Origin of the sequence: Psychrobacter pygoscelis, from assembly GCF_004335015.1 — a bacterium.
Taxonomy (GTDB): Bacteria; Pseudomonadota; Gammaproteobacteria; order Pseudomonadales; family Moraxellaceae; genus Psychrobacter; species Psychrobacter pygoscelis.
Window position 1 is genome coordinate 218,848 of the sequence record NZ_RQRU01000003.1, and the last position, 18,378, is coordinate 237,225.

11 protein-coding genes are annotated in these 18,378 nt (G+C 44.3%); 4 read left to right on the forward strand and 7 right to left on the reverse strand.

Going from position 1 to position 18,378, the window contains the following annotated elements; all coding sequences use genetic code 11:
- Positions 1-71: 71 nt before the first annotated feature.
- Entirely contained in the window at positions 72-4,898 is a 4,827-nt protein-coding gene (locus EGV92_RS09240) for an NAD-glutamate dehydrogenase (protein ID WP_131668967.1), read from the reverse strand.
- Positions 4,899-5,571: 673 nt separating this feature from the next.
- Positions 5,572-5,778 carry a DUF2905 domain-containing protein gene (locus EGV92_RS09245; protein WP_131668968.1) on the reverse strand — a complete coding sequence of 69 codons (207 nt, stop codon included), beginning with the start codon at positions 5,776-5,778 and terminating at the stop codon, positions 5,572-5,574.
- Positions 5,779-6,235: 457 nt separating this feature from the next.
- Here EGV92_RS09245 and purD point away from each other — a divergent pair, with 457 nt between their 5' ends.
- On the forward strand, positions 6,236-7,543 hold the full coding sequence (gene purD, locus EGV92_RS09250; protein WP_131668969.1) for a phosphoribosylamine--glycine ligase: 1,308 nt from the start codon (positions 6,236-6,238) through the stop codon (positions 7,541-7,543).
- A 71-nt stretch (positions 7,544-7,614) separates the two neighbouring features.
- Entirely contained in the window at positions 7,615-8,991 is a 1,377-nt protein-coding gene (locus EGV92_RS09255) for an ABC1 kinase family protein (protein ID WP_131668970.1), read from the forward strand.
- Positions 8,992-9,922: 931 nt separating this feature from the next.
- Here the strand turns inward: EGV92_RS09255 and EGV92_RS09260 are convergent.
- The gene (locus tag EGV92_RS09260; RefSeq protein ID WP_131668971.1) at positions 9,923-10,390 is read right to left on the reverse strand and encodes a GIY-YIG nuclease family protein; all 468 of its coding nucleotides are present in this window, start codon (positions 10,388-10,390) and stop codon (positions 9,923-9,925) included.
- Between the two features lie 123 nt (positions 10,391-10,513).
- A complete protein-coding gene (gene trmB / locus EGV92_RS09265; protein ID WP_242678676.1) occupies positions 10,514-11,200 on the reverse strand; it encodes a tRNA (guanine(46)-N(7))-methyltransferase TrmB in 687 nt (228 codons plus the stop codon).
- A 237-nt stretch (positions 11,201-11,437) separates the two neighbouring features.
- Between trmB and EGV92_RS09270 the strand changes: the two genes are divergently transcribed.
- Positions 11,438-11,692 (forward strand): DNA gyrase inhibitor YacG, encoded by a 255-nt coding sequence (locus EGV92_RS09270; protein WP_131668973.1) that lies wholly within the window; start codon positions 11,438-11,440, stop codon positions 11,690-11,692.
- Positions 11,693-11,818: 126 nt separating this feature from the next.
- The gene (locus EGV92_RS09275) at positions 11,819-13,009 is read left to right on the forward strand and encodes an aspartate aminotransferase family protein (RefSeq protein ID WP_131668974.1); all 1,191 of its coding nucleotides are present in this window, start codon (positions 11,819-11,821) and stop codon (positions 13,007-13,009) included.
- Between the two features lie 156 nt (positions 13,010-13,165).
- Here the strand turns inward: EGV92_RS09275 and EGV92_RS09280 are convergent, their stop codons facing one another.
- The 3 genes from EGV92_RS09280 to EGV92_RS09290 all read right to left on the reverse strand — a co-directional run bounded on the left by EGV92_RS09280 (position 13,166) and on the right by EGV92_RS09290 (position 18,338).
- A complete protein-coding gene (locus EGV92_RS09280; protein ID WP_131668975.1) occupies positions 13,166-14,068 on the reverse strand; it encodes a LysR family transcriptional regulator in 903 nt (300 codons plus the stop codon).
- Between the two features lie 363 nt (positions 14,069-14,431).
- Positions 14,432-16,843, reverse strand: a complete 2,412-nt coding sequence (gene dnaX / locus EGV92_RS09285) for a DNA polymerase III subunit gamma/tau (protein ID WP_131668976.1) — start codon at positions 16,841-16,843, stop codon at positions 14,432-14,434.
- Positions 16,844-17,006: 163 nt separating this feature from the next.
- The gene (locus tag EGV92_RS09290; protein ID WP_131668977.1) at positions 17,007-18,338 is read right to left on the reverse strand and encodes a hypothetical protein; all 1,332 of its coding nucleotides are present in this window, start codon (positions 18,336-18,338) and stop codon (positions 17,007-17,009) included.
- Between the last annotated feature and the right edge of the window lie 40 nt (positions 18,339-18,378).

An 18,378-nucleotide genomic window follows, 5' to 3' on the forward strand; every position in this document is an offset into this window, starting at 1 on the left:
AAGGGCATCTTATGTAAGACGCCCCTATTATTAGCTCCAACCTATGTTAGTTTGATGAATACTTAACACAATTAACCAATCAATTTATTTACTTCGCTTAGCAGTACCGATAACGCGGATAGAGTTGCCTCACCGTCATCCAGCTTATTCATCTCTACAGCGATGCTATCTAGATGCGCTTGATGGGCCTGCTGCCACTCGCTAAAGGCCGCGCCAGCATCATCGCGACTCAATAGCGCATTTAGCATTTGGCGTAAGCTACGTGACAGCTCATTGATTAGCGCGTAGCGTGCACGGCGATCCCAATGATCCTGCTGCGGCAACTGCTCTATCTGACCCATTAACCAATCAATGTGTAGACTCTGGTAAGCATCAAAGTACAGCGCTGATACCTCATCAACAGGTCGATCATATTTCTCAGCTAGCAAGGCGGTATCAAGGGCGTCAACGGCATAAGGCAAGATGGCAAACATGCTGGCATCCGCATCATTCAAACCCTTATCCGCTAGACGCTCAATATCATCTTTAAGATGCTCATCAAACTGTACCTCGATAATACCTTTTGGCTGAGTCAACTCTTGCACGCTACTTTCAAAGCGCCCAATAATATCGGCAACCGGTAGCTCACTGCCAAGGGCGTTAATGAGCCACACCATGCCTTGCTCTAACGCCTCCCGAACACGAGTCTCAAGCTGCAACAGCACGACAGCATCGACTTGATTATCCAGTGCCTCTAGTCGCTGCCAAGCGCGGCGAACATTAAAGATATCTCGGGCGATAGCGTAAGCACGGATAAGGGTAGCCACACTTTGACCGGTCTCTTCAAACAGACGGAATACCGCTTCAATCCCGAGCCGGTTGACCACACTATTGGTCAGGTAGGTACTGATAATCTCACGGTGTAGACGGTGACGCGTCATCTCATCGAAGAAGCGGCTGGCAAGCTCTTCAGGGAAGTATTTGCGCAGTTCATTAATGAAATATGGATCGTCAGGTAGATCTGAGCCTAGGAGCTGCTCATAGACCCACATTTTGCCGTAAGCCAACACCACAGCAAGCTCAGGACGAGTAAGGCCAGTATTGGACTTCTGACGCTGCACAATCTCTTCTTCGCTAGGTAAGAACTCAATAGCCCGATCCAAACGCCCCTCACTTTCTAAATAAGCGATAAAGCGCTGATGATCACTCAATGAGTCGGCAGCATTAAGGTGACTAAGCTCAATGGCCTGAGGCTGTAGATAGTTTTGGCGTAGTACGAGCTGCGCTACGCTCTCAGTCATACTTGCCAGCAGCTCATTACGCTGCTTGGTCGTCATATCGCCTTGCTCGACCACTTTACCGAGCAATATTTTGATATTGACCTCATGATCTGAGCAGTTGACGCCCCCTGAGTTGTCAATAGCATCAGTATAGATCTGACCACCCGCTAATGCATACTCAATACGGCCGCGCTGGGTACAACCAAGGTTACCTCCCTCACCGATGACTTTGGCACGGATCTCATTACCATTAACCCGTACGGCATCGTTAGCACGGTCACCCACATCACTATTAGACTCATTACTACTCTTCACGTACGTACCGATTCCGCCATTCCAGATAAGATCAACTGGGGCTTTTAGTAGTGCATTAATAAGCTCATTTGGCGTGAGCGAATCGGCATCGATATCAAAGGCTGTTTTCATCTCATCGGTAATAGTGATAGATTTATCTTGGCGCGAAAAGACACCACCGCCTTGACTGATAAGCTTGGCATCGTAATCCTCCCATGAGGAGCGCGGTAGATTAAACAAGCGCTCACGCTCGGCGAAGGAGCTTTGAGTATCTGGATTAGGATCGATAAAGATATGCAGATGGTTAAAGGCAGCCTGCAGCTTAATATGGCGAGACAGTAGCATACCATTACCAAAGACATCGCCACTCATGTCACCGATACCCACTACGCTAAAGTCGTGTTTGTTTTGGATATCACGACCCTGCATTCTAAAGTGACGCTTGACCGACTCCCACGCACCTTTTGCGGTAATGCCCATTTCTTTATGGTCATAGCCAACTGAGCCACCAGAGGCAAAGGCATCATCTAGCCAAAAGTTGTATTCTGCTGCGATACCATTAGCGATATCTGAGAAGCTGGCCGTTCCTTTATCAGCAGCGACCACTAGATATGGGTCATCACCATCGTGACGGACGGTGTGGTCTGGTGAGACTACCTGCCCCTCAATCAAATTATCGGTTATATCTAGCATGCCACGTAGGAAAGTCTGGTAGCAGGCCACACCTTCTTTTTGAAACGCTTCTCGGCCATCTGCCATCGTTTTACGCTTGACAATAAAGCCGCCTTTAGAGCCTACAGGCACGATGACTGCATTTTTCACCATCTGAGCTTTGACCAGACCTAAAACTTCTGTTCGGAAGTCTTCCATCCTATCTGACCAGCGCAGACCACCGCGGGCAACCTTACCACCGCGCAGATGCACAGCCTCTACTCTTGGTGAGTAGACGAAAATCTCAAACATTGGCTTCGGCTTGGGCAAGTTTGGAATCTTATCTGCGGCAAATTTAAAGGACAGACGGTCTTTACGATTGCCCTCGCTATCACGTTGATAGAAGTTAGTACGCAGCATGGCATTAATTAAGTCTAAGTACCAGCGCAGGATTCTATCCTCATCTAAGCTGTCGACACCGGCTAGCGCCGTTTTAATCTTGCTCTGATATTCTGCTGTTAGAGACTCGCGCTCTGCGGGGCTTAATGCAGGGTTCATTCGCGCATCAAATAGCTCTCCGAGCATGACTGTGGTCTGGCTATTCTTAACCAAGGTTTGCTGAATATAAAGACTAGAGAATGGTGCTTTGGCTTGCAGCATGTAGCGCATTAAGGCCCGAATAACGACGACCTCAAAGGTCCCAAGCTTGGTGGTCAGCACCAGCTCATTGAGCGAATCACTCTCAACATGACCTGCCCAGATCTGCGCTAAACTATCCTCAAACTGATCCCGAACAACCATCATATCGACGGTATCAGCATGGCGCAGGGTAAGCTCATATTCTTGCAGCCAACTGGGGTCATTAGGCACACTAAACTCATAAGTATGAGCTGAGATAACTGAGACGCCAAAGTTCTCCAATATCGGTAAGATATTGGATAATATAGCGGGTTTATTAAGACCATACAGCTTAAGATGCAGCTGATTACTGGCGTCACCAGTGGACTGATATAAACGCCAAATCATTGGGTTATCAGCACTTAAGCTTGCCAGCCGCTTAGTGTCTTCTACGCCCGTGCGAACATCAAAGCGCTCTTGATATGCAGCAGGGATATAGCTCAGATAACGCTTAAGTATCGCATTTGCTTCTTGCTCACCGACAGCTTCGATAAGGACTTGACGATAGCGATCTGGCCAAGCTTCCATAAGCTCATTAAGCTCATCTTCCACTTCGCTGAGATCCACCTCATTAATTTTTCCAGGCTCCGTGCGAACGTGCACATGAACCCGTGCATGATTGGACTCGTCAAACTCTGTCGTAAAGTTAGAAGAGATACCACCAAAGACTTTTTGTAATGCCTCTTGGATCTTAATCCGTAGTTCTGTATTAAATTTATCACGCGGAATATAGACCAAGTTTGAGACAAAGCGCTGATAATGATCTATTCGACTAAACAGGCGCAGGCGCTTCTTATCTTGTAGCTGAGCAATACCAGAGACAATAGGATACAGCTCTTCGATATTGGCTTGAAAGAGATCATCTCTTGGCAGAGTATTAATGATATGCATCAGCTTATGATAATTATGGCCGTTTCGCGGCAGATCTGCCATCGTCATAACCTTTTTGGCTTTATCACGTAGCAATGGAATCTGCTGGACACTCAACTGATACGCTTGTGAGGTCAATAAGCCCACAAAACGATATTCACCCACAAGTTCGCCGTTTTCATCGAATTTATGAATGCCCAAAAAGTCCATATAGACGGGACGATGGACAGGCGACTCATGACTGGACTTAGACAACAATAGCACTCGAGGAATGGTAAGTAGCTGCTTTAGCTCATCTGGCATTTGTGCAAAACTCTCAGAGCGCTTATCTTCGCTAGAGCCTTTTAAAATTCCTAGACCGCTATTGCCAACCGAGACAAGATCAATATTTGCCGCAGTGTCACCATTACCATTTTCCGAGCCACTGGTTTTTAGTCGGTATTCTCTAAAGCCTAAAAAGATAAAATGATCATCCAAAATCCATTCTAAAAAAGCCTGAATTTCCTCTTCTGAGTAGTATTCATTGGGCAGTGGCTGATGCACGATCTCATTCTTAATTTGCTTAAGCTTATCTTGCATCGCACGCCAATCTGCAACCACATTATCTAGGGTCTCTATCTTTTCTAGTAACGCCTGACGTAACGCTTCGAGGACCTCACCATCAATCTGGTCAATCTCACAGTGGACTAAAGATAAATGGCGCGTATCACTATTTTCCGCGCTGTCGATGGTGGTAATCTGACCGTCATCATCTCTTTTTACATCAAGAATAGTATTATAGATTCTATGAACATTTATCCCCTGTGCTTCGATACACATTATAAAAGTATCAATCAAAAAAGGTCGGTCATAAGCCACCATCTGAATGACGGTATGACCGCTATGAAAGTGCTGCTCCTCAGCTTGTGGATTGAGCAAACAGACTCTTGGTTGGCTACTTTCGTACTGCTTTAATAAGATAAAGTGGTGCAAAGCCATACCGGCTAGATCCACATCACTAACTTGGTCAGCGGTCTCCTTATGTAGGGTTCGGTAATATACTTTTATAAACTGCGATAGTAGCGCCTTATCCTCTTGAACATAGCCACTAGCGATATCGGCAATATGCTTGAGCCGTTCTTGGGAGATTGTTAGATTATTTTGCATTTTATTGTCCTTAATCCTTTTAGAAGAATGTCGTCATGAGCCGTCATGACGTTATTTTAATAGTCGGTAATGACCATTGTAACTATTAACTCGCTACCATTATTAATAGGTGATAATAGATAAGGTTTACGAGGTAGCCATCGTTAAACGGTGATAGCTAAAAGTAGGAAGTCTTAAGAGCCTTATTTAAACGCCCTATCGATCAATTTATTTCAATAACTCTAATCTTTAGTCAGATTACAGCTAAAGTGCTGCAAGAGTATTGCATCAACATCTTATAAATTTATAAATTTTAGTAGGGGTATCGCAAATATTTTGTCCTAATTACGATACTAATATGGGTAGTCTTGTTACTGTAATAGCCAACCTCAACCCATAATCTTAGTAAAAACAGATGCGTCAAGTCACTGACACGCTTCATTTGTTAAAACTTATGGTTAAAAGTTATGGTTGGGTTTAGGTTACTTTGCAAGCCGCCCAGTCATGCCAATACTACTGAAGCAAAGTTACGCTGAGTGGCTATCATTGTCATAAATGATTATAGTTGTCATAAAATTTGACACACACACTGAAATAAAAAAAGCACCTAGATAGTATTCTCTATCAAGATGCAAAATAGTTAAGGCTATTAAATATACAATATAATCAATGGGTTAATCTTATCATGTCTTGGCTAGCGACTGAACAAGTTCAGTAAGATACTTCCTACAATACTGATGATAATCATCGTGACAATCGGGAAGTAAAATCGAGTATTGCCTGACTTGTAGCTAATATCTCCTGGCATGCGACCTATCCACGAAAATGCTCCGGGAAAGACCAGCCATAAAATACCGATTACAACCAATATTACGCCAATAATAATGACAATCTTTGCCATAACCAATCCTTAGCTTGTGTTTGAGCTTCAATAAAACCTAGTTATACAATCAAACTATAACAATTAACAGCTCCCCTAACCGTAGTATTGAGTAACAATATACCGACCCTATATTGACCATAAGATACTTCCTAACTGGCAAATACTGCCCTTGTGTAAGTGACCTATCAGTACCTTCGTAGCAAAACAGTGATAAATTTTGGTAATATAGCGAGTCGTTGATAGCATAATAACCGCGTACCTTATACCTGAGCAAAATGACAAATTTTTTGTAGTATATAAAGCACGAACGTATTACCCTACTATGGGTTTAGGCGACTAATCTTATATTGGCTTACACCTTTTCAGTCTTGCTCTTGAGGTACTTTGAGTTCAATATTAACCTATTAATTTTAACAATAATGTCAAGTAAGACGTTAATTCGACTTTAACACCTAGTAAATTTATGGACAGTACTATGAATATTTTAATCATCGGAGCAGGCGGTCGTGAGCACGCCTTAGCATGGCAATGTGCCAAAGATAATAATGTGAGTAATATCTATGTCGCGCCCGGCAATGCTGGTACTGCTCTAGAACCAAAGTGTCAAAACGTTAATCTTGACTGTAGTGTTCATAAATCTGTTATTGAATTTTGTCAAAACAACCACATTGATTTCGTTATCGTAGGCCCTGAGGCACCATTGGTCGCAGGACTGGTCGATGATTGCCGTGATGCCGGTATCAAGATTTGGGGACCGAGCAAGTACTGTGCTCAGCTTGAGGGCTCAAAGACCTTTGCCAAAGAGTTTATGCAAGCCGCCAATATCCCTACTGCAAGCTATCAAGCCTTTACAGAAGCTGAAGCTGCTAAAGCCTATGTTGCAGCTCAAGGCGCGCCCATTGTCATTAAGGCAGATGGCCTAGCCGCAGGTAAAGGCGTTATTGTGGCCGAATCTGTAGAAGACGCTCAAGCCGCCATCGATGATATGCTTGCCGGCAATAAATTTGGGGCAGCAGGTAGCCGCGTTGTTATCGAACAATTCTTAACTGGGGAAGAAGCCAGCTTTATCTGCATGATCGATGGCGAGAATATCTTACCCATGGCTACCAGTCAGGATCATAAGCGTGCTTTTGAAGGCGATCAAGGACCTAATACTGGAGGCATGGGGGCTTATTCGCCAGCCCCCGTGGTCACAGACCAAGTGTTTGATAAAGTGATGTCCCGGGTTATTCGTCCTGTAGTGGAGCAGATGAAGGCAGCTGGCCATCCCTACACTGGCTTCTTATACGCTGGCCTTATGATTGATGACGCCGGCGACCCTTATGTCATTGAGTTTAACTGTCGTTTCGGCGATCCTGAGACCCAGCCTATTATGATGCGTCTACAAAGCTCATTGCTAGAGTTGGTGCAGCAAGGTATTGATGGGAAGCTACCTACTGATGCACAGTGGGATCCACGCCCAGCTTTAGGTATCGTCTTAGCATCAAAAGGCTACCCTGAGTCCTCTTCTAAAGGAGATGTGATATCAGGACTTCCAGAACACAACTTCTACAACACCACCGACAAGCCGAGTGAAGAGACAATTAAAGTCTTTCATGCGGGTACTCGAGCAGAAGATAACCATATTGTGACCAATGGCGGCCGCGTTCTCTGCGTCACTGCACTTGGCGACAGTATCTTTGCTGCACAGCAAGCAGCACTGCGTACTTGCGCTAGTATTGGTTTTGATGGGGCGCAGTATCGCCGTGACATTGGTTATCAGGCCATTGCTCGACAAGCGTAACCCTGATTGAAAAGTGATGCTGACTTCTCACTTTTCACCCTTTTCATGTGACCTGATTTAAATAGGTTTTTATGACAGATAATAACAAACTCCCTCTTGATAGGCTAAAGACCTCCCGCCTAGACAGACGCTTGTCTATTGCAAAAACGTCGCTACAACTGGGCAAGCGCTGGGCGGGTAATAGTATGTCGGGCCTATTTTTAAATAAAGAGGAACGTACTATCCGCAATCAGGCCTTCATGCAAGAGCAAGCACAATATCTGGCCGAAGAATTAGGTAAGCTAAAGGGGTCGGTGGTCAAAATTGGTCAGATGCTGGCTCTTTATGGGGAGCATTTCTTACCGCCTGAGATCACCGAAGCGCTGCAAAGTCTGAACGACAATACCGCTACTCTATCGTGGCCTACTATCCAAGATACGCTGCATACGCATCTTGGTAGCTTATACGCTGAGCTGGACGTTGACCCCACTCCCATTGGAACGGCTTCATTAGCTCAAGTGCATAAGGCAAAGGTGATTAGTAGCGGCCAAGAGGTGGTCCTTAAGGTCCAGTATCCTGGCGTGGCTGACGCTATTGACTCAGACTTAAGTCTCTTTAAACACCTGCTCAAGGTGACAAATGCAGTACCGCAAACGCGTATCCTTGACGATTGGTTCTCTGAGATTAGAGACCTGCTTTATCAAGAGGTCAATTACAGCACTGAGGCGGATACCACCGAGCGCTTTTATGAGCGACTAAAAGATGACCCGCGCTACATAGTGCCGCAAATTATCCGCCGCTATAGCTCTGAGCGGTTACTATGCATGACTTATGAAGACGGGGTGCCAGTGACGCACCCTAGTTTAAAAGCTCTTAGCCAGTCGCGCCGTAATGCATTAGGTCAAGCTGCGATTGAGATTATGCTGCAAGAGATCTTTACTTGGGGCGAGATGCAGACCGACCCTAATTTTGGTAATTATTTGATTCGAGTTCAGGACGATAGTCACCTTCCTGATCAAGTTGTGCTTCTCGATTTTGGTGCTATCCGGCAGTTTGATGATTACCTATTAACCATTGCCAAAGGCTTATTGGAAGCTGGGTTTTATCACGATTATGAGGCGATGCTTGCCTCAATGCACGGCTATGACTTCTTGGACAATATGAGTCAATCTGTCCGTGAGGATATGGCTCAAGTGTTCTTGATTGCGACAGAACCTTTTAGCCTACCTGAGCTTAATCCAGATATGGCGACTGAGCTAATTGACGAGCAAGACCGCTATTGCTGGGCTAAGAGTCGACTGCATCAACGTATTATGAAAGAGGCCAGTAGTGCCATGCAGTCTACTGAGTTTAGCTTACCACCCAAAGAGTTTATGTTCATTAGTCGCAAATTTATTGGTGCTTATACATTTTTGACTGTGCTTGATGCGCGGACAGAAGCGCGGCCATTAGTGGCGTCTGTACTATAGTTTGCTTCTATATTATTGTTGCATAAGTGAAATAGTCACCTATGCAGTAGTCTGTCATTTCCTGCCATGCTTTAAGGGACTCTTTATTATTTAACGAGTCCCCTATTGTGCCTTCTAGCCTTACTCACGCGACCCCAGCAGTAGCAATCGCTGTTGCTTATTTTTGTAATAATCTTGATAGATAGGGGCTGCAACTCTGTGGCCCTCAATTCTTAGCAGCTACCTTAGCTTCGCTCTTTCAACTCTAGCAACTAATCAATATTATCTGCGCGCTGAGGTATTCTTTAGCATGGGTAGCTTTTTTAATGGGATATTATGAACCTTCCCACTTTTAACTTCTATGTATGCCAGAGGGTAGTTACTTATTTGATGCTGTAGCTAGACTAAAGAGAATAATTAACTCAAATTTTATAGACACCCATAACACTCAACCGCTGGCTAGCATTGATACCGAGGCTAATAAAAGAGAAATGATATCCTAAATAGCCGTGGTGGAAACACCATCATAACTGGGGATTTAGGTGCAGATTTATTCCTTTTTACCAGTAAACTAAATAATCATCATGTCAGTACGATTAAAGATTTTAGCTCAGCTGAGTATGACCAAATCAGTTTAAGCAAGCTGGCTTTTTCAAATTTAGTAGAGTCTGGTTCGCCGGTAATGGCGCCGCCACAGTAGCGACTCAAGTTATGCAAAAAGGTTATGATCTTTACTATGATAAAGATAGCTTAGCAACCAACTATACTGAGATTCACTTTGCTACTGCCAATCAAACTCTTACTGTAGACGATTTTGTAGTGCTAAAATGGATAACCCAACCTAAGATTAAATAACACTATGCATCTTAGTATTTATATAAATCATTTTGTAAAACCCCGAACAAGATTTTACTTGGGCTTTTTAGTATTGTAATGAGGTGCAACTCCTCTATTATTGCGGTGCAAAATACACATGACCGGCACACGAGCAATCACTACTGCCGACTTTGCTGATAACTGTCAGGTTAGGGTTATGACTTAGCAGCTCACTAATCTCACATTCAATCCTCGCCTCACTAACCATCACCCAGCAGCCGACCAAGCTCATCTGCGCTCTTAAATAATCTATGTGCCAGCGAAGTTTTTTATCTTTAGTATTCCTAAAGTGACGCCCTACTCGGCTAGCCAGTCCCCCTGGCCCCATAGCGCTACCCACATAATAATAGCTACCTGCTCGACAGTCTAACCCGCCTAACTTACCAACTTGAATCAACTTATCATCATCTAAGTGCAATACCAGCACATAACTTCCAGACTGCTTAGGTAAGGCATCAGTCGCAGTGACCCAGTTAAACTCATTAATGGTACTGGCTAATGATTGCCTCCCAAAGACAGCCGCTTTTTCATTGTAATTCATCATCGAATACTATCCTTAATGAAGCTTACTAATTTAAAAGGTTGCTAATATCCTTTGAATATAGGTCATGTGCGCCTTTTATCACTAAGCACTAATGGTATTTATAGAATTAAGTAAACCGCGCTACTACACCGCTAGCCAACTATCAAATCGAGTATGGTATACCTCAGGCTTAGTCATAGTCAGCTGCCAACAGCGCTCACCACGGGCCAAATACTTAATCTCAAAGTGGGTTCGTGCACTGTCGTTAGGAACCTGCTCACGAACAGTTGGTAGACACCAAGTAGCAAGCGCTCGATGCTGAGCCTGATCAATATAAGGTTCAACATTACTGGCCAAAATGATCTCACTACCGCCTTTTAAGCGTGACAATAAAAACTCAAAAAACGGCATATTGAGCCACTGCTGATTGGGGTTGTGCGGCTCAGGATTGGGGTATAATAAATAGACACCATCAATACTTGCAGGGGCGAGCGCATGAATAATCCAAGGTATCGCATCCGCGTGAATCGGTAGTAGGTTATGAAGGTTGGAACTGCTAGCTTGCTTAGCAAAGGCATCAAACTTGGCCTTGGTGCGCTCGATAGCGATGAGCTGGTCATTAGGATTGGCCGCTGCATACTGCAATGCATGTTTGCCTTTTCCGGCACCGATCTCCACGATTAAACGCTTATCATGGGCAAAATCTGGTTGAGTAAAGTCACGAGGGGGACTAAGTTGCTCTGGCTTAAAGGCTCTAACATGATGATGTGAAAGTGGTATTGATGTCAGATCTGATATTGGTTTGATGACTGGTTGCGATAGTGACGACATAATAATTGGCATACCTTTTTTAATACAACTGAATGGATAATATCTAGGGGCTGCTGACTCTAAATAAAAGCTTATTTTATTGGTTCAATAGTGATCTGCAATCATGGGTTAGCTTGGCGTAGTAAACGCCATCTTAAGCATCAAATTGACAGGCCATAATAACTTTTGAATTGTGTTTTTACTCCGTCATGCTATGATACTTTACTCCACCCATAGCCGCTAATAAAACCTATTATCATGAGCCAATCTGCTTCAAAGCTTAATCAAGCCGGGTTAACGGAAGAAAGTACCTTACAACCTGATGCGCCAAAGACCTATCCCTGCCCGCGCTGTGCGACCCATACTGCTTGGCAAGACAATTCAAACAAGCCTTTTTGTAGTGCGCGTTGTAAGCTAATCGATCTTGGTGCTTGGGCCAATGAAGACTATAAGGTTCCTGCTGAGGTGAGTCCATTCTCAAGTGATATCTCTCAAGACTTTCCAGATCGATAATCGCAAACTTCTACGGATTTATGAGTTTAGAGCGATAAGTATCGTCTCTAACAGCACAAAGTCGCTCATCCCATAATTAGTTAAACCTAGCCCTCCTTCTATTAGCTAAATCATAAAGGATAACTTATGTCACGCTCTTATCTCATGCCTACCTATGCACGTCAGCCGATCAGCTTTGTGCGTGGGCAAGGCAGCTGGTTATTTACAAGTGATAACACCCCTTATCTTGATGCCTTAACAGGTATTGCAGTATGCGGACTTGGCCATTGCCACCCTGAAGTGACCCGCGCTATTCAAGAGCAAGCCGCCACGTTAGTCCATACCAGTAATTTATTTGAGATAGACTGGCAAGAGCGTGCTGGTGAAGCCCTTTGCCTAGCGGCTGGAATGGACAGTGTGTTCTTCGCCAACAGCGGCGCTGAGGCTAATGAAGCAGCTTTGAAACTGGCACGCCTATTCGCGCACAATAAAGGCTTGCAGCGCCCCAAAGTGATCGTAATGGACAAGTCATTTCACGGTCGAACGCTATTGACCGTCTCGGCGACAGCCAATCCTAAAGCGCGGGCAGGCTTCTTTACGCTTGATGATGACTTCATTCGCGTGCCCTTCGGTGATATTGCAGCAATCAAGCAAGCGGCAAGTGAGCATGATGATATCTGTGCGGTATTTCTGGAACCCATTCAAGGTGAAGGTGGTCTTAATACCGCCGAAAATGGCTTTAGCTTTTTGGACGATGTTGCGGCGCTTTGTGAGGCCAATGACTGGTTATTCATGCTTGATGAAGTACAAACAGGCAATGGTCGAACTGGTAAACCTTTCGCTTATCAATTTAGTCAAGCCAAACCTGATGTCTTGACCACCGCCAAAGGCTTGGGCAATGGTTTTCCAGTCGGTGCCTGTATGGTAAGCGGCCGTGCAACTGACTTATTCGGCGCAGGTAGTCATGGCTCTACTTACGGCGGCACACCACTGGCTAGCCGCGTAGTTCATAGTGTCTATGAGGTACTAACTGGTAGTGACATTATGCTCAATGCTGAACGTGAAGGCGACTTTATTCGCCAGTCCATCACTGATGAGCTAGGCAGTCAAGGGGTCACAAGCCGTGGTCAAGGTATGATGATTGGTATCGTCCTGCCGCAAAGCACTGACTGTAGTAAGCTAGTAGAGATTGCTCGCGACCAACAGCAACTTATTATCAATGTCACTGGCGCTCATGTCGTGCGCTTGCTACCTCCCTTAAATCTAACTCGTAGTGAAAGCGAGCAAGTGGCGCAGCGGCTCATTGATACAATCAAGGCAGCTCAAATTTTAGCTTAATCCCAAAGCACTTATCTTAATCTCAAGTAAAGTTAAGGCTAACAGAGTGTTGCCTAGTACTACCCGTAGTAGAGTCTTCAATAATATAAGATTTCGCTTACTCATAAAAAAAGCAGCCTAAATTTAGGCTGCTTTTTTAGCATGAATCCCAGCTACTTACGCAGCTGCATGGAAGTATTTCTTCAACACTTCAAGACAGCGTGTGATCTTAGCGGGCTGTTGCTCACGATTTAGAGTAACGGCATACAGGACAAAGCTTGGCAGTTGATAATCTGGTAGTACTTCAACCAACTCTCCTGAATCAAGCTCTTTTTTAGCATCCATCTCCATCAGACGTACCAAACCATGACCCTCTTTAGCTAACGTAGTCGCCACAAAAATATTATTGGTATGAATGCGCGACTGCATCTTAATACGGGTCTTTTTACTCGTCTCAGTCTGCACGAGTTCTAATAAATTAGGGTCTTTCATTAGATCGATACTGATCAATTGATGGGCCGTCAAATCTTTGGGTTTTTCTATTTTATCATACTGCCGCAGATAGTCTGGTGAAGCCACGAGTACCTGCCGTACATCTGCTAATGGATGACTATTGACATTAGAGTCGTTAACACTAGGACTCATGCGAATGGCAATGTCAATGCGCTCATCGATCATATCTACATAAGTATTGTCGGCTAAAAAATGAATATTAAGATCATCATGCGCTGCCATCCAAGTCGATAGAGCCGGCAAAATTCTATTGACCCCAAGCTCAGGAGTTGTTGCAATTCGCAAACTACCAGCCAGCTCATCACGAAGCTGGTTTACTTTAATTCGGCCTTGCTCCGCTGCGCTAACCACATCCTTGGCGGCTTCATAAAAGCTAGCACCAGCTTCTGTTAAACTTAGCTTACGAGTAGAACGATGTAACAAAACCACACCCAGATCATTCTCTAATGAACGAATCTGTTGGCTCACTGCACTGGTTGTGATGCCCAGCTCACGAGCGGAACCACTAAAAGAGCCATGGCTAACCACACTAGCAAAAACTGCCATACCACGTAAATTATCTAGCATATTAATCACTCAAACAGTTTGTAATTTATCTAAAATATTATAAATGATTAACAATGACTATTTGTTATATGAACACCGGGAATCGTTAGTTTTCGTACAAAGTCACTCATTTATAAGTTCATATCTTGTACGGGTCTACTGATAAAGAAAGTTAGATAAATTAATGAATGGGTATTTGCCGCTGCAGTGAATACAAATTAAACCGATTTGATGTTGAGAGTAATGGGTACGCAGGCACTTGTTAATAGTAACAGTAGCCTCAAGACTACCAAAACTTAATCCACTACTCTTTATCGCACATACATTAACTATACAGCCCTATAGTGGCGATAGCTAGCTTATCAACCACTAATAAAATCAAGTTTACTTAATATCAACTATTTTGACTTTACCCATTCGGCCTTGACCGCGACTTGAGAGGTACTGCATCACTGGCGACTGCATTAACTTATTAGTAGCAGCAGCGGTAGCTTCCTCGAGGCGCTGCTTTTGCCGAATCTCTGGCGTATTGACCATGACTGGACTATCGCTACTTTGATTGACTTGTAGCTCAACTTTAGCATTGGGGAACTGCTGCTGAATCTTACTCACTAGATGGGTAAAGGTAGCTTGTAAATGGGGGCTATTGATAGCGGTTACAAAAGTGGCTTCGCCATCACACTCGCCTGTCATAAGTCCTTGGCGCGCCAGTGCTAATTCATCTTGATCCAATTGCTTTTGTTCACGAGCAGTTTGCAGCCAATAGTCCCACTTGTCTACGCTCCACTGACCTGACAGTGGCTGCGGAGGACATTTTAATAGGCTTCGAGGATCGTCCACTAGACTTTCAGCCTGAGGGCTAGGTTGTGGCTTACTAATTACTGATTGCTCTGCTATGTGACTGAGTTCATTATTTTCAGAGGTCAGCGGTGCTGGTGAATCCTTGTCTAGATTTGAGTTGAAATTAGAATCAACTATGGATTGCTTAGCGTTTTGTTCAGCGCCATGATTGACGCTATGTTTGACGTTCTGCTCAGCATTCTGTGCAACCAGCTGGGGATCACTTAGTGCTAAATCATCCTGATGACTCAAGGTATCAGACTGTGATTCTGTGTTATTGACTAATATTGCATCCCCATTTGCCGCACCCAAGCTCTCTTGCTTAGGCATACTAGGTATATTAGCCCTACTGGTCTCGACATTACTGTCTTTAGCAGACAGCGCACCTTCGTTACTACTAATATCTTTGCTAATATCAATATCTTCGATAACCTTATCATTAGTATCTGCATCGATGTTGCTATCAATATGGTCAATATTACCACTAGCGATATGAATTAGCTCGCTATTCACCTGAGGCGTATCATTGTCAGAATGAATTGACTCAACATCGCCTGTACTCTGCTTTAAACTCTCTGCTTCATAGTAATAACTATCACTATGAGCACTCCCCCCATGTTCTATACTCTCACTTGGCTCTACATTGACCCCAGCGTATGAAGCAGCGGCTTCATTCACTTGGTCAGCAGCAAAATCAGTATCAACATCAGCAGCGAAATCTACACTAGCACTAGCGTCTGACTGAGAACTGGCGACAGCTTGCTGTACTTTAGTATTACTAGCGAGTGACTGATCAGCGGGTTTTGAATGCTCTACGTCTGCTTCGATGGGCGCTGATGAATGAACGACTATCTCATCATCGTGTAGCGGACGAAATGCTAGCAAGCGCAGCAAGCACATCTCTAAAGACTGCATGGGCGTATTGGCTAAGCGAATGCCTTCACGCGCTTGAATAACAATCTCATAATATAGCTGTAGAGTCTCTGGACTAAGGCGCTGGGCAAGCTCATTAATAAGCTGTTCTTGACGCTCATTAAGACCCAGTGCAACGTCTGGCAATAGCTGTACTAGCGCCATTTGATGTAGTAGCTCCGCCAAGCCATCAAACATACTTGAAGCATCGACCATCTGAAGGCGCATTTGCTGAATTTGCGCTGCCACAGCACTGCGGTCATTATCATAAATGTTCGCTAGTAAATGGACGAGATCAGCCGTATTAATAAGTCCCAGCATACTATTGACTGTATCATCGCTTAACGCCCCTTGACCGAAGGCGATAGCTTGGTCGGTAAGTGACAGCGCATCTCGCACTGAGCCCTTGGCAGCATTGGCTAGCTGCCATAGTGCAGACTCTGAATAAGCGACGTTCTCCTTCGTCAGGATATCAGCTAAATGCTCAGACAACAGTGCTTGCGGCAGAGGACGTAAGACGAACTGTAGACAGCGAGAGATGATAGTGATGGGTAGCTTTTGTGGATCAGTGGTCGCTAATAAGAACTTCACGTGAGCAGGAGGCTCTTCTAAAGTTTTTAACAGGGCATTGAAGCTATGCGTCGACAGCATATGCACTTCATCAATAAGATAGACTTTATAGCGGCCTTGAGTTGGCGCATAGGGTACATTGTCTAAAAGCTCTCGGGTGTCCTCAACCTTAGTTCGAGACGCAGCATCGATCTCAATAAGATCAATAAAGCGGCCTTCATCGATAGCCACACAGTTCTCACAAACACCGCATGGGGTACTGGTCACCCCGGTATCACAGTTTAGACACTTAGATAATATACGAGCAATAGTGGTCTTACCTACCCCACGTGTGCCAGTAAATAAATAGGCATGATGCAGCCGCTCATAGTCGATGGCGTTGATTAGCGCCTGCGAGACGTGGTCTTGTCCAATAAGCTCGTGGAAGTTCTTTGGACGATATTTACGGGCGAGGACTTGGTATTGCTGAACCATAATAAAGGCCAAATTATGTCTAGTAGGGGTTAAAGGTCTGATACAGACGGTACACAGTAAAGTTAATACAAAATAAAATTAAGCGGCTGCTGACTTTTATTAGTGGAGCAACAAAACTTAAGCCATTCAGCAGCAGTCATAAACTTCGACACCGCGATTATGGTTATTCTGAGTTTTGCGCCTTTAAGGTGGCTAGCTGCTCATACAAGCGCTGGACATCAGCATTTAACACTGAGCCTTTTTGATGATAGACATCAATGAGCACCTCAAAATTTCCAGAAGTCTCATCATACACAAAGTCTATACCGATCAAGAATAAGTCGTCCATAACCGGATCTTGAAGCTGGGTATTGACCTCAAATAATAGATCGCTGTGATTAGCCTGAATCGACTCCGCACTAAGTGTGCTAGCCTTATCTTGGGCATAAAACACTAGTATGTAATGACGACCAAAGGCATTGTAGGAATGCTGATGACGGACATACCCTTGAAGCCGTGACTCTACACTTGACTCAGCGTAAGCCATCACTTCTTCTATAATGCAGTTGCGGGTATACATTGACTCGCCGATAAGCATCTTAACGTGGTCAATAGGCAAAGCAGCACCTGATGTGGCAAGCCGTTTGGATAGGCCATTAATGAGCTTGTACCACATCCTGCTGTAACTTCGCAGCTTAGCATTAAGGGTTTGAGCAAAGGCTGACTGCGCTGGCGCTACCGCCTTTAGCAAGCGCGGCTCTACGGTATCTAATAGCCCGATATCGACCAATTGCTTTTGTACGTTTATCGCACGTTGATAGAATGCAGGAGACCCCAAAAACTCTTCAAGTAAGGTGGTCTCATCTTGAAAGAACTGCTGAGCCACTAACTTAGAGCGGTGGTACTGCAAGAAGACTTGAAGGTCACTTGGTGTCTCTAGCTGCTCAACGATATTAGCAAAGCTCTGTAAGCTAAAGACTTGTAATACTCTGTGCTCATCATCTAAGTCTAATACACACTCTTCGAAAAAAAACTGACTGCCATACTGATGATTGATCTGATGGAACTGTGAAGGTTGCCTTGGCTGCCGCATCATTGAGTAGGATCGCGGTGGCAGCTGCTCTACTGCCAAATCAATCAGCCCAATAAAATAGACGGGTTTTTCTAAGTTATTTAAAGTTTCGGCCAAACTTGCGTTGGCCTTTAGGCTTTTACGATAGAGTAGATTATGACGTTTGATTTGCTGATTGGCCGTCTTTTTTCTAAGCTCACGGATTTGACTGGCACTGACTTGAGAGCGACTGGTCTTTAGTACGTTTTCATCTATCAGTAAATAAAGCGTTGCTTGGGCAAATTCAAAAACACAATCATAACCACTAAAATAATAGTCACTAAAACCATCATTATCGGAACCATCTTTAGTTGACTGCTCTTGTTGGGGCAACAGATATAACGACAAGAAGCTACGCTGAATCAATGATTGCCCAATACCAGACGGTCCATTAGTGTCGGTCATAATATCCTTGTCTAGCTACTTCTATTCACCATTGGCATAT